Annotated in this window: 9 protein-coding genes; 4 read left to right on the top strand and 5 right to left on the bottom strand. The window is 73.9% G+C overall.

Going from position 1 to position 12,483, the window contains the following annotated elements:
- Positions 1-2: 2 nt before the first annotated feature.
- The 4 genes from ACIRRU_RS01595 to mce all read right to left on the bottom strand — a co-directional run bounded on the left by ACIRRU_RS01595 (position 3) and on the right by mce (position 6,822).
- Positions 3-1,004 carry an ABC transporter ATP-binding protein gene (locus ACIRRU_RS01595; protein WP_403674787.1) on the bottom strand — a complete coding sequence of 334 codons (1,002 nt, stop codon included), beginning with the start codon at positions 1,002-1,004 and terminating at the stop codon, positions 3-5.
- An 89-nt stretch (positions 1,005-1,093) separates the two neighbouring features.
- A complete protein-coding gene (locus ACIRRU_RS01590; protein ID WP_363200817.1) occupies positions 1,094-2,032 on the bottom strand; it encodes a cellulose-binding protein in 939 nt (312 codons plus the stop codon).
- A 195-nt stretch (positions 2,033-2,227) separates the two neighbouring features.
- Positions 2,228-6,121 (bottom strand): polarized growth protein Scy, encoded by a 3,894-nt coding sequence (scy, locus tag ACIRRU_RS01585; RefSeq protein WP_403674784.1) that lies wholly within the window; start codon positions 6,119-6,121, stop codon positions 2,228-2,230.
- Between the two features lie 272 nt (positions 6,122-6,393).
- Positions 6,394-6,822 (bottom strand): methylmalonyl-CoA epimerase, encoded by a 429-nt coding sequence (gene mce, locus ACIRRU_RS01580; RefSeq protein WP_403674781.1) that lies wholly within the window; start codon positions 6,820-6,822, stop codon positions 6,394-6,396.
- 145 nt (positions 6,823-6,967) lie between these two features.
- On the opposite strand from mce, the gene ACIRRU_RS01575 reads away from it, so the two are divergent.
- Both ACIRRU_RS01575 and meaB read left to right on the top strand, forming a co-directional pair.
- Positions 6,968-8,173 carry an acetyl-CoA C-acetyltransferase gene (locus ACIRRU_RS01575; RefSeq protein ID WP_403674779.1) on the top strand — a complete coding sequence of 402 codons (1,206 nt, stop codon included), beginning with the start codon at positions 6,968-6,970 and terminating at the stop codon, positions 8,171-8,173.
- A 33-nt stretch (positions 8,174-8,206) separates the two neighbouring features.
- The gene (gene meaB / locus ACIRRU_RS01570; RefSeq protein WP_403674776.1) at positions 8,207-9,175 is read left to right on the top strand and encodes a methylmalonyl Co-A mutase-associated GTPase MeaB; all 969 of its coding nucleotides are present in this window, start codon (positions 8,207-8,209) and stop codon (positions 9,173-9,175) included.
- A gap of 331 nt (positions 9,176-9,506) precedes the next feature.
- On the opposite strand, the gene ACIRRU_RS01565 is transcribed toward meaB, so the two are convergent.
- Positions 9,507-10,250, bottom strand: a complete 744-nt coding sequence (locus ACIRRU_RS01565; RefSeq protein ID WP_403674774.1) for a PepSY domain-containing protein — start codon at positions 10,248-10,250, stop codon at positions 9,507-9,509.
- Between the two features lie 119 nt (positions 10,251-10,369).
- On the opposite strand from ACIRRU_RS01565, the gene ACIRRU_RS01560 reads away from it, so the two are divergent.
- Positions 10,370-11,032, top strand: coding sequence for a response regulator transcription factor (locus tag ACIRRU_RS01560; RefSeq protein ID WP_403674771.1), 663 nt, complete (start codon positions 10,370-10,372; stop codon positions 11,030-11,032).
- Positions 11,029-12,474, top strand: a complete 1,446-nt coding sequence (locus ACIRRU_RS01555; protein WP_403674769.1) for an ATP-binding protein — start codon at positions 11,029-11,031, stop codon at positions 12,472-12,474. The genes ACIRRU_RS01560 and ACIRRU_RS01555 overlap by 4 nt, the downstream gene beginning before the upstream one ends.
- Positions 12,475-12,483 lie beyond the last annotated feature (9 nt).

Raw genomic sequence — 12,483 nt, 5'->3', positions numbered from 1 at the left:
CGTCACGCCCCCTCGTTGCCGGTGCTGCCCGGCTTGTTCCAGTTCTCGCCCCAGCCCTCGCCCACCGCGGGAGGCGGCGCCGCGGCGGCCGGATCCCGCTCGGAGTGGGCGTGGTACTCCACGGAACCGGCCGTCATCTGCATGAACGCCTCCTCCAGCGAGGCCCGCTGAGCGCTCAGCTCGTGCAGGACCACCTGGTGCCGGGCCGCCAGCTCGCCCAGCTCCTCGGTGGTCGCGCCGTCGATCTCCAGCACCCCGCCCGTCGCCTCGACCGCGGTGAAGCCCCCCTGGTGGAGCACGTCGCGCAGCCGCTCCTGCTGGGGCGAGCGCAGCCGGACATAGCTGCGGGAGTTCTCCTGGATGAAGTCCGCCATCGAGGTGTCCGCGAGCAGCCTTCCCTGGCCGATCACGATCAGATGGTCGGCGGTGAGGGCCATCTCGCTCATCAGGTGGGACGAGACGAAGATCGTCCGCCCCTCGGCGGCGAGCGCCTTCATCAGGTTGCGGATCCAGTGGATGCCCTCGGGGTCCAGTCCGTTGACCGGCTCGTCGAACATCAGGATCTCGGGGTCGCCGAGCAGCGCCGACGCGATCCCGAGCCGCTGACCCATCCCGAGGGAGAAGCCCTTGGACTTCTTCTTCGCCACGGCGGTCAGCCCGACCATGTCGAGCACCTCGTCGACCCGGCCGCGCGGGATGCGGTTGCTCTGCGCCAGGCACAGCAGGTTGTTGTACGCGCTGCGGCCGCCGTTCATCGCCTTCGCGTCGAGCAGGGCCCCGATGTACTTCAACGGCTCCTGGAGCTCGCGGTAGTGCTTGCCGTCGATGCGCACCGAGCCGCTGGTGGGATTGTCGAGATCGAGCATCATCCGCATCGTGGTGGACTTGCCCGCCCCGTTGGGGCCCAGAAAGCCGGTCACGATGCCCGGCCTGACCTGACACGTCAGCCGGTCGACGGCGACCTTGCTGCCGTACCGCTTGGTAAGTCCCTCGAGCTCGATCATGCGCTCACGCTAGAACGCCTGAGCGCCCGGCGCCACCACAAAGGCGGAACCGGGCGCACACGGGGCACTGACGGGTCGTGCGACAGACGTCAGCGGGTCTGCTGGGCCGGGACGCCGCGGGGAGCGGGCTCGTCCTCGGCCGGGGTGCCGGCGGCGGCCACCGCGGCACCGGTCAGCGTCGCCAGCATCTCGCGGACGTTGGTCAGCTGCGCGTTGATGGAGTCGCGGCGGTTGGTGAGCGCCGCCAGCTCGCGCTCCGATTCGCTGCGGATCCGGTCCGCCTTGGCGTTGGCGTCGGCGACGATGTCCTCGGCCTGGCGCTGCGCGGTCTCCACCGTCTGACGGGCCCGGCGCTCGGCGTCGGTACGGAGCTTCTCGGCCTCCAGGCGGAGCTGCTCGGCGCGGTGCTCGATCTCGGCGAGGCGCTTCTCGGCCTTGGCCTGACGGGACGCCAGGTCGCGCTCCGACTGCTCGCGGCGCTTGGCGAGGTTCGTCTCGAAGTCGGCCGCGGCCTGGGCGGCCTTGGCGCGGGTCTCCTCGAAGAGGGCGTCGGCCTCCTCGCGCTTCTGCTGGGCGTCCTTCTGGGCGTCCGAGCGCAGGGTGTTGGCCTCGCCCTGCGCCTTCTCGACGATCCGGACGCCCTCGTCCTCGGCCTTCGCCTTGCGCTCGGCGGCGAACGACTCGGCGTCGTTGCGCACCTGCTGGGCGGCCGACTCGGCGAGCTCGCGGTGCTGCTCGGCCGCGCGGCGGGCCTCCTCGCGCAGGTCCTTCGCCTCCTCCTCGGCGAGGCGGAGGATCTTCTCGACGCGTGCGCCGAGGCCGGCGTACGACGGCTCCGCGTCGTTGACCTGGGCCTGGGCGTTCTGCGTTTCGAGGTGCAGTTCCTCGATGCGCTTTTCCAGAGAGGTGATGCGGGCCAGAGCACTGTCACGGTCGGCGACGAGCTTGGTAATGCGGTCGTCCACCTGACCGCGGTCGTAACCACGTCGCACGAGCTCGAAGCCGAAGGGGGAAGAGGGGTCGCTCATGGGGTTCCTGTCGAATGAGACCGGTGAGGTGATAGGGGGAATCCTAGGGGCCATAACGGCGTGTCAGCGTGAAGATGCCGGTTTGATCTGGAGAATGACACCCCTTTTGAGTGGCTGACCCCCGGAGTGCTTGCCACTCGAAGGGTTGAATGTCCATGACGAGTTACGGCCCCCGTAGATCGCTGCCGGACAGATCTACCGCTCGGACGGCTTGCCCCCCGACCGGCTGCCCGCCGCCGCCGGAGCCTTGCCGCCTCCCGCGGAGCCGCCCGCCGGTTTCCCGCCCCCGGTCGGAGCCTCGAAAGACTCCAACGCTTCCAGCACGTCCTGGACACGGGAGATCTCCGCATTGATGTCCTCGCGTCTGCGCACCAGTACATCCAGCTCGCGCCGGCCCTCGTCGACCGTCTGCCGGGCCTCGGCCTCCGCGTCGGCCCGCAGCTTCTCCGCCTCGCGGACCAGCCCGGCCTTCTTGGTCTCGGCCTCCTTCAGCAGCGCCTCGGCCCGCTTCACCGCGGCGATCCGGACCTTGCTCGCCTCCGAACTGGCCTCCGACAGCAGCGCCTTGGCCTTCGTCTCGGCCTCCTCGCGCTGCTCGGTCGCCACCTTCATCAGGTTGTCGACGCGCTCGCCCGCAGTCTTCATCTGCTCCGACGTCTCACGGCGGGCCCGCTCGTGCAGCTCCTCGATCTCGTTCTCCAGCCGGGTCCGCTGCGCCTCGGCGCGCTCCCGGATCTGGGTCGCGTCGCGCCGGGCGCCGACCAGCAGTTCGTCGGCGTCGGTGCGGGCGCGCTCCACCAGGCCGTTGCCCTCGACGGTCGCCTCCGAGGTGATCCGCCCGGCCTCCTTGCGGGCCGCGCCGACCATCGTGTCGGCCTGCGCCTCGGCCTCGGTCGCCGCACGCAGCGCCTCTTCCCGCGCCTTGTTGATGAGCTGGTCCGCCTGCTCGGCCGCGTCCGCCCGGCGCTTGGCGGCCGCCTCGCGGGCCTCGTCCAGCACCCGGTCCGCCTCCTGGCGGGCCTCCGAACGCAGCTCCTCGGCCGCCGACTCCGCCTCCGTACGCAGCCGTGCCGACTCCTCGTGGGTACGGGCCGCGTGCTCCTGCGCGGAGCCGAGCCGCTCGGCCGCCTCGGTGCGCAGCCGCTCCGCCTCGGCGCTCGCCTCGGTCAGCGTCCGGTCCGCCTGCTCGGTGGACTCCGCCCGGCGGCGGTTGGCCTCCGTGGTGGCCTCGACGACGAGCGCCTCGGCCGCCCGGTCCGCCTCGGTCCGCACCCGCTCGCTCTCGGCCGTCGACTCCCGGACCAGCAGATCGGCCTGGGCGGCCGCCTCCGAACGGATGCGGTTGGCGTCCTGACGGGCCTCGGCCCTCGCCTTGGAGGCGTCCTGCTCCGCCGACGCGAGCGCGTCGGAGGCCTCCGTACGCATCCGCTGGCTGTACTCGGAGCTGTCCGCGCGCAGCCGCTCGGACTCGGTGATCGCCTCGCCCAACGTCCGCTCGGCCAGCGCCTTCGCCGCCTCGGCCTCCCCGTGCGCCTCCTGCCGGAGCCGGGCGGCCTCCTCGTTCGCCTCCTGCCGCAGGCGGCTCGCGTCCTCGGAGGCGCGGTCCCGCTCGGCGTGCGCGTCGGAGCGGACCCGGTCCGCCTCCTCCTGCGCCTCGCCGCGGGTGCGCTCCGCCGCGTGCTCGGCGGCCTGGCGCAGCCCGGCGATCTCCTCCTCGGCCTGCTCCTGGAGCCCGGAGACGGAGTCCCGTACCTGCTGGGCGGTCTGCTCCGCCGCCGCGACCAGCTCGCCGGCCCGGGTGTCCGCCTCCTCGACCAGCCGCTGCGCCTCGGCCTGGGCCTCCTCGACCCGCTTGCGGGCGGAGGCCAGCAGCTCCTCGCTCTGCTCGCGGGCCCGCTCGCGCTCCTGCTCCGCCTCCGTACGGGCGGCGCCCAGGATCTCCTCGGCCTCCCGGCGGCGGCGCGTGGCCTCCTCCTGGGCGGCCTCCAGCGCCTCCGCGGCCTCCGCGCCGACCCGCTCGGCGGCCGCGGCCGCCTCGGCCCGCACCCGGTCGGCGCTCTCCCGCGCCTCGGTCTTCAACCGCTCCGCCTCGGCGGCGGCCTCACCGCGCAGCCGTACGGCGATGTTCTCGCCCTCGGCACGGGACTGCGAGGCGTCCGCGGCGGCCTCGTCGCGCAGCCGCTCCGCCTCCGCCTCGGCCTGCTCGGTCAGGTTCCGGACCCGCTCGGCGGTCTCCGTCCGCTGCCGCTCGGTCTCCTCGGCCGCCTCGCGGCGGACGCGCTCCGCCTCCGTCCGCGCCTCGCCCAGCGCCTCCTCGGCGGCCGCGAGCCTGGACTCGGCCTCGGTGTGCAGCCGGGTCAGCTCGTCGGCGGCCTCGGCCTGCCGGGCGGTCACACCGCGCTCGGTCTCCTCGCGCAGCTCGGCCGCGGCCCGCTCGGCCGCCGCCGTGGTCGCCGCCGCCTGCTCCTCGGCCTCGGCCCGCAGCTTGTCGGCCTCGGCGCGGGTGCGCTCCAGAGCCTCCTCGGCCTGCTTGCGCAGGGCCGCGCCCCGCTCGGCGGCCTCGGCGCGGACGCGTTCGCTCTCGCCGTTCGCCTTGGTCCGCAGCTCGTCGGCGTCGGAACGGGCCTGGGTCAGCAGCTCCTCGGCGGTGCGGGCGCCCTCTTCCAGCTGCTGGACCGCCTCGCGGCGGGCCTCGCCCCGGATGCGCTCGCCCTCGGCGACCGCCTCGGAGCGCAGCTGCTCGGCCTCGCCGCGCAGCCGCCGGGCCTCCTCCTGGAGCTCGACCGTCTTGGCCCGGTACTCCTTGGTGTCGTCCTTGGCCGCGCCCTTCAGCTCGTCGGCCTGCTCGGCCGCCTCGCCGCGCAGCCGGTCCGCCTCGGCCTCCGCCTCCCGGCGGATGCGCTCGGCCTCCTCGCGCGCCGCCCTCGTGGTCGACTCCGCGTCCTCGGAGGCCTTGGTCAGCACCTCCTCGGCGCTGCGGGCGGCCTTCGCGAGCTGGGCCGCGGCGTCCTCGGCGGCCGCCGTACCGGCCTTCTCGGCCGCCTCGGCGGTCAGCCGTTCGGCCTCGGCACGGGCGTCCGCGAGGGCCTGCTCGGCCTCCTCCTTGAGGGTCTCGGCGGTCTTGGTGGCCTCCCCGACCAGCCGGGCGATCTCCGACTTGGCCGTACGGGTGCGCTGCTCGTTCTGCGACTCGGCGGCGGCCAGCTGCTTGGCGGCCGCCTCCTTCGCCTCGGCGAGGACCTTCTCGGACTCCAGCCGGGATTCCCGCAGCCGGGTCTCGGCCTCCGCGAGGCGCTGCTCGGCGGTGCGGCTCAGCTCGGCCGTCCGCTGGCGGGCCTGGTCGGTCTCGGCGCTCGTGCTGGAACGCAGCTGCTCCGCGTGGCTGGTGGCCTCCTGGGCCTGCGCGGAGGCGGCCCCCAGCAGCCGCTCGGCGTCCTTGCGGGCGCGCAGCAGGATCGCCTCGGCCTCGCCCCGGGCCGCCTCGGTGTCCGAGCCGACCCGCTGGCGGGTCTCCTCGGCCAGCCGGGCGGCCTCGCCCCGGGCGGCGGTCAGCGCCTGCTCGGCCTCGGCCCGGGACTCGTCCATGAGCCGGCGGGCCTGCGCCTCGGTGCGGGCCCGCAGCTGCTCGGCCCAGGCCACGTTCTCGTTGACGTGCGACTCGACGGTCTGGCGCCGCTCGGCCAGCTCCTGGTCGAGCCGCTGCCTGCGCTGGACGGCCTCGGTGTGCAACTCCGCCTGGAGACGCGCCTGGTGCTCGGCGTGCTCCTGGAGGATGCGCTGGGTCTGGGCCCGCGCCTCGCGCAGCTCGCGCTCGGCGTCGCTGCGCATCTGCTCGGCCTGGACCTGCGCGTTCCGCAGCATCTGCTCGGCCTGGTAGCCGATGTCCGCGCTGTCGTAGGCGGGACGGGAGGCGAGATTGCGCCGGGCCTCGTGCAGCTTGGCGCGCAAGACCTCGACCTGGTAACCGAGGTCCTCGGCGTGCTGGACGGCCTTCTCCCGGTCGGTCTTCAGCCGGTCCATCTCGGCTTCGAACCGCGAGAGATGGTCGTCTTCAGCTCGGTGGCTCTCCTGGCGTTCGTAGCCCCGCACTGCGCGGTCCCATCCTTCCCCGAGCTCTCAACTTCTTCCCCGGGGTCTCAACTTCTTCCCCAAGCTCTCAACGTCGTTCGAGCAGGGGAGGCCCCATGGAGCGGGGGACACCCCCCTTGAGCAGGGAAGACCCCAACCCTGGTCGCAACGAGCACCGCTCGCGCGCGAGCGGTCCCCGGGGAATGGTGACAGACAAACGACGAGGACGCGGTACGGCCCCGGCCCTGCCCCGGCCCGGAGCCGCCCACTCTACCGGGCCAGGTATCCGGAGGTCAGTGCTCCGCCCGGCTCGTGACCAGTTCGGTGAGGACGCCGTGGCAGTCCTTGGGGTGCAGGAACGTGATCCGGGAACCCATCGAACCCGTCCTGGGCTCGTCGTACAGCACCCGGACCCCCTTCTCCCGGATGTCCGCGGCGTCCCCGTCGACGTCCGCGGTACCGAAGGCGATGTGGTGGACACCCTCGCCGTTCTTCGCCAGCCACTTGCCCACGGCGGAGTCTTCCCGGGTCGGCTCCAGCAGCTGGAGGTAGGAGGCCCCGCCGTCCGAGGTCCCGTTGATCCGCAGCATGGCCTCCCGGACGCCCTGCTCCTCGTTGATCTCGCTGTGGAACACCTCGAATCCGTACGTGGCACGGTAGAACTCCACCGTCGTGTCCAGGTCGAAGCAGGCGATCCCGATGTGGTCGATGCGCGTCAGCATGGAGCCAGCATGGCTGCGCGCCCTGTGTCCCGCCACGGTTACGCGACGTGCGCGCGATCACACCGGCAGCCGGATGACGGGCGCCGTACCGCTCAGTACATTCAGGTAAACCCTCGTTCACATCCGACCCCAAGGGGCGCCGCCCATGCCAGCAACGACCGGTACCACCACCTCAGTGATCGTCGCGGGCGCCCGGACGCCCATGGGCCGCCTCCTGGGCTCCCTCAAGGGCTTCTCCGCCGCCGACCTCGGCGCGGTGGCGATCCGGGCCGCCCTGGACCGGGCGGGCATCGGCGGCGACCAGGTCCAGTACGTGATCATGGGCCAGGTGCTCCAGGCGGGCGCCGGCCAGATCCCCGCCCGGCAGGCCGCCGTCAAGGCCGGCATCCCCATGGACGTGCCCGCGCTCACGGTCAACAAGGTGTGCCTGTCCGGGCTGGACGCCGTCGCCCTGGCCGACCAGCTCATCCGCGCCGGAGAGTTCGACGTGATCGTCGCGGGCGGCCAGGAGTCCATGACCAACGCCCCGCACCTGCTCCCGGGATCCCGCGCGGGCCACAAGTACGGCGCGATCGAGATGCTGGACTCGATGGCGTACGACGGTCTCACCGACGCCTACGAGAACATCCCCATGGGCGAGTCCACCGAGAAGCACAACGGCCGCCTCGGGATCGACCGCGCCGTCCAGGACGAGATCGGCGCGCTGTCCCACCAGCGGGCCGCCGCCGCCCGCGAGAGCGGTCTCTTCGACGCCGAGATCACCCCGGTCGAGATCCCGCAGCGCAAGGGCGAGCCGGTCCTCTTCGCCCAGGACGAGGGCATCCGCCCCGAGACCACCGCCGAGTCCCTCGGCAAGCTGCGCCCGGCCTTCGCCGAGGACGGCACGATCACCGCGGGCACCGCCTCGCAGATCTCCGACGGGGCCGCTGCACTCGTCGTCATGAGCAGGGCCAGGGCCGAGGAGCTGGGCCTGGAGTGGATCGCCGAGATCGGGGCCCACGGCAACGTCGCGGGCCCCGACAACTCCCTCCAGTCACAGCCCTCCAACGCCATCCGGCACGCTCTGAAGAAGGACGGCCTGAGCGTCGACGACCTCGACCTGATCGAGATCAACGAGGCGTTCGCGGCGGTCGCCGTCCAGTCCATGAAGGACCTCGGCGTCACCTCGGACAAGGTCAACGTCAACGGCGGCGCCATCGCGCTCGGTCACCCCATCGGGATGTCCGGCGCCCGCCTCGTCCTGCACCTGGCGCTGGAGCTCAAGCGCCGCGGCGGCGGTACGGGCGCGGCCGCGCTGTGCGGCGGCGGCGGCCAGGGCGACGCGTTGATCATCCGCGTCCCGGGCAAGTAACCCCCGACGGTACCCGGCACGAGATACGGAGCGGTGAACGTGGACGTGGACGTCCCCACGCTGGTCGAGCAGGCGCGAGCAGGCAGGCCGCGTGCGGTGGCCCGGCTGATCTCGCTGGTGGAGGGGGCGTCCCCGCAGCTGCGCGAGGTGATGGCCGCGCTGGCCCCGCTGGCGGGGCACGCGTACGTCGTCGGCCTGACGGGCTCGCCGGGCGTGGGCAAGTCCACCTCCACCTCGGCCCTGGTCTCCGCCTACCGCCGGGCGGGCAAGCGGGTCGGCGTGCTCGCCGTCGACCCGTCCTCGCCGTTCTCCGGCGGGGCGCTGCTCGGCGACCGGGTGCGGATGTCGGACCACGCCTCCGACCCGGGCGTCTACATCCGCTCCATGGCCACCCGGGGCCACCTCGGCGGCCTCGCCTGGGCGGCCCCGCAGGCGATCCGGGTGCTGGACGCGGCGGGCTGCGACGTGGTCCTGGTCGAGACGGTGGGCGTCGGCCAGTCCGAGGTGGAGATCGCCTCCCAGGCCGACACCTCCGTGGTGCTGCTCGCCCCCGGCATGGGCGACGGCATCCAGGCGGCGAAGGCCGGAATCCTGGAGATCGGCGACGTCTACGTGGTCAACAAGGCCGACCGCGACGGCGCCGACGCCACCGCCCGCGAGCTGAACCACATGCTGGGCCTCGGGGAGTCCCGCGCCCCCGGCGACTGGCGCCCCCCGATCGTCAGGACGGTCGCGGCCCGGGGCCAGGGCACCGACGAGCTGGTGGAGGCGCTGGAGAAGCACCGCGCCTGGATGGAGGAGCACGGCGCCCTGACCGAGCGCCGCACCGCCCGCGCCGCCCACGAGGTCGAGACGATCGCGGTCACGGCTCTCCGCGAGCGGATCGCCGACCTCCGCGGCGACCGCCGCCTCCACGCCCTGGCCGAACGCATCGTGGCCGGGGACCTGGACCCGTACGCGGCGGCGGACGAGCTGGTGGCGGGGGTGACGGGGAGCGGCTGACCGTACGCGAGGAGGCTCCCCGGAGCGGCGAGTGCGGCCCCGAGGCGCCCGGCCGTCCTGGGACGACCGGGCGCCGCCGGAGATCGTCAGTCGGCCAGGGCCGGCGGCCCGGGAACGTCGACGCCCGCCGCCTCGACCACCGTGCGGCAGAATCTCCCGGGTGGTGACCAGGGCGTTCCCCACCCGCCGGAGGTCGGCCGGAACGCGCTTCCGTCGGCGCGGGACCGGCGGCCAGCAGTCCGCGATGCCCCGGTGAACGACGGGGGCCGGGCTCGCGTCGCCTGAGCGATGCGGGCCCGGCCCGTTCCGTACCGGAGGAGCGGTGCTCCCGTCAGTCGTCGTCGCCGTCGCGGTCGTCGTCCCGGTCGTCGCGGTCCTCCGCGCGGTCGTCCCGGTCGTCGGCGTCGTCGTCGCGGTCCGCCGTGACCTTGCCGGTCTTGGCGTCCACGTGCAGTTCGTGCTGCTTGCCGTCCTTGCCCGCGATGTCGACGTCCCAGTGCGGGGCGCCCCGGCGGCTGTCGTCGTCATCGCCCCGGGTGTCCAGGTCGATGGCGGTGACGCTGCCCGGCGCGGTCTTCAGGGCCGCCTCGGCCGCCTGCTTCAGCGAGACGGCGAAGGAGCCGGAATCGCGGCGGTCGTCGTTCCTGTCCTCGTGTGCCGTGAGGACCTTGCCGGAGGCGGCGTCCACGGTCACGTCGTACCACTTCTTGTCGGAGCCGCGGACGTCCAGCTCCCAGACGGTCCGGCCGCCGTGGTCGTCGTCGTCCCGGTCCAGCCCGGCCTCGGTGACCGTGCCGGGGGTGCTCCTCAGGGCGGCGGCGACGGCCTGGTCCAGGGTGATCCGGGTGTCCTTGGCGGCGGCCGGGGCGTCCGTGCGGTCGTCGGACGCGTCGTCCCTACGGTCGTCGGAGGCGGAGGCGGAGGCGGAGGCGTCGGCGAGGTTCACGGTGCCCGCGCTCCTGGCCGGCGTGCGGTCGCGGTCGCCGTCGCTGTCCGCGAAGGCGACGGTGGCGGCGGTGGTGCCGCCGACCAGGACGGCCGCGGTGATCGCTGCGATGGTGACGTTGCGCTTCATGAGGTTCCTCCCCGAGGGCTGCTGTGCTGGTTGACGGGCTCCACACTGCCGACCCGATGCTGAACGCAGCCTGAAGCCACCTGAAGGCGTCTTCAGGTGGAGTTTGCGAGGCTGTGCGCATGCGCCTGTTGATCGTGGAGGACGAGAAGCGGCTCGCGGTGTCCCTGGCCCGGGGGCTCACCGCCGAGGGCTTCGCCGTGGACGTCGTGCACGACGGCCTGGAGGGGCTGCACCGGGCGGGCGAGGGCGGCTACGACCTGGTGATCCTGGACATCATGCTGCCCGGCATGAACGGCTACCGGGTCTGCGCCGCCCTGCGCGCCGCCGGACACGAGGTGCCGATCCTCATGCTGACCGCCAAGGACGGCGAGTACGACGAGGCCGAGGGGCTGGACACCGGGGCCGACGACTACCTGACCAAGCCCTTCAGCTACGTCGTCCTCGTCGCCCGGGTCCGCGCCCTGCTGCGCCGCCGGGGCGCCGGAAGCGCCGCGCCCGTCCTGACCGTCGGAGCCCTGCGCATCGACACCGCCGCCCGCCGGGTGGTCCGCGACGAGGACGAGATCACCCTCACCGCCAAGGAGTTCGCGGTGCTGGAGCAACTGGCCCTGCGCGCCGGGCAGGTGGTCAGCAAGGCCGAGATCCTGGAGCACGTCTGGGACTTCGCCTACGACGGCGACCCGAACATCGTGGAGGTCTACATCTCCACCCTGCGCCGCAAGTTGGGCGCGGCCGTCATCCGTACGGTGCGCGGCGCGGGCTACCGGCTGGAGGCGGGATGAGGTCGGTACGGGCCAGGGCCGCGATCGGCGCCACCCTGGTCGTCGCCGTCGCCCTGGTCGGGGCCGGGCTCGCCGTCCTCCTCGTCCTGCGGGGCAACCTGATCGACCAGACGGACCTCCAGGCCGAGGTGGCCGCGCGCGAGGCGGCCGGACAGCTCGCCACGGGCACCCCGTACGAGGACGTCGAACTGGACGACGCGGAGGACCACCCGGTCCAGGCCGTCGACGAGGACGGCCGGGTCGTGCTGGCGTCGGAGGGGCTGCGGGCGATCTCCGGCACGGAGTCCCGGCGCGTCGCCCCGGAGCCCCCGGCCTCCCCGGTGCCGGGCGAGGACGACGATTCCGCCGCCGACGACGACGATGCCGCCGACGACGGAGGCGGGCCCGGCCGGGGTGAGGTCTCCTCCGACTCTCCGGCCTTCTCCGACGGCACCGCCACCGTGGACCGCGCCACCGCCGACTACCGGTTCGCCGCCGTCGAGGCGACCACCCCCGACGGGGTCACCCTCACCGTGTACGCGGGCGCCCCGCTCGCCGCCGAGCAGGAGGCGGTGAAGACCGTCCGCGGGGCCATGCTGACCGGGCTGCCGGTGCTGCTGGTGGTCGTCGCCGGGGTGACCTGGCTGGTGACCCGCAGGGCGCTGCGGCCGGTCGAGGGCATCCGCCGCGAGCTGGCCGCGATCACCGCGTCGGAGGATCTCGCCCGGCGGGTGCCGGAGCCCGGCTCGCGCGACGAGATCGCCGCCCTGGCCCGGACCACCAACGAGACGCTCACCGTTCTGGAGGCGTCCGTGGAGCGGCAGCGCAGGTTCGTCGCGGACGCCTCGCACGAACTGCGCTCCCCGATCGCCTCGCTGCGCACCCAGCTGGAGGTGGCCGAGGCCCACCCGGACCTGCTGGACCTGCCGGGGGCGGTGGCCGACACCGTACGGCTCCAGGCGCTGGCGGCGGACCTGCTGCTGCTGGCCCGGCTGGACGCGGGGGAGAAGCCCGGGGGCGGGACGGTGGAGCTGGGCGCGCTGGTGCGCGAGGAGGTGTCGCAGCGCACCGGGGACCGGATCGCGGTGGCGGTGGAGGTGCCGGAGGGCGGCGCGTTCGAGGTGAACGGGTCGCGCGGGCAGCTGGCCCGGGTGATCGGCAACCTGCTGGACAACGCGCAGCGGCACGCCGACACGGCCGTCGCCGTGTCGGTGGCGGCCGACGGGCGCGGGGTGCGGGTGGAGGTCCGGGACGACGGGGCGGGCGTCCCGGAGGACGAGCGGGAGCGGATCTTCGAACGGTTCGTCCGGCTGGACGACGCCCGCAGCCGCGACGACGGCGGCGCGGGCCTGGGCCTCGCCATCGCCCGGGACGTCGCCGCGCGCCACGGCGGGACGCTCGGTGTGCACCGGGCCCCGGAGGGCGGCGCGGCCTTCCGGCTCCGGCTGCCCCGCCCGTCCTGAGGGGGGCTC

Source organism: Streptomyces sp. NPDC101181, from assembly GCF_044767975.1.
Lineage (GTDB): Bacteria > Actinomycetota > Actinomycetes > Streptomycetales > Streptomycetaceae > Streptomyces.
The sequence above is the reverse complement of the archived record's forward strand: the minus strand, read 5'-3'. Positions and strand labels throughout refer to the sequence as shown.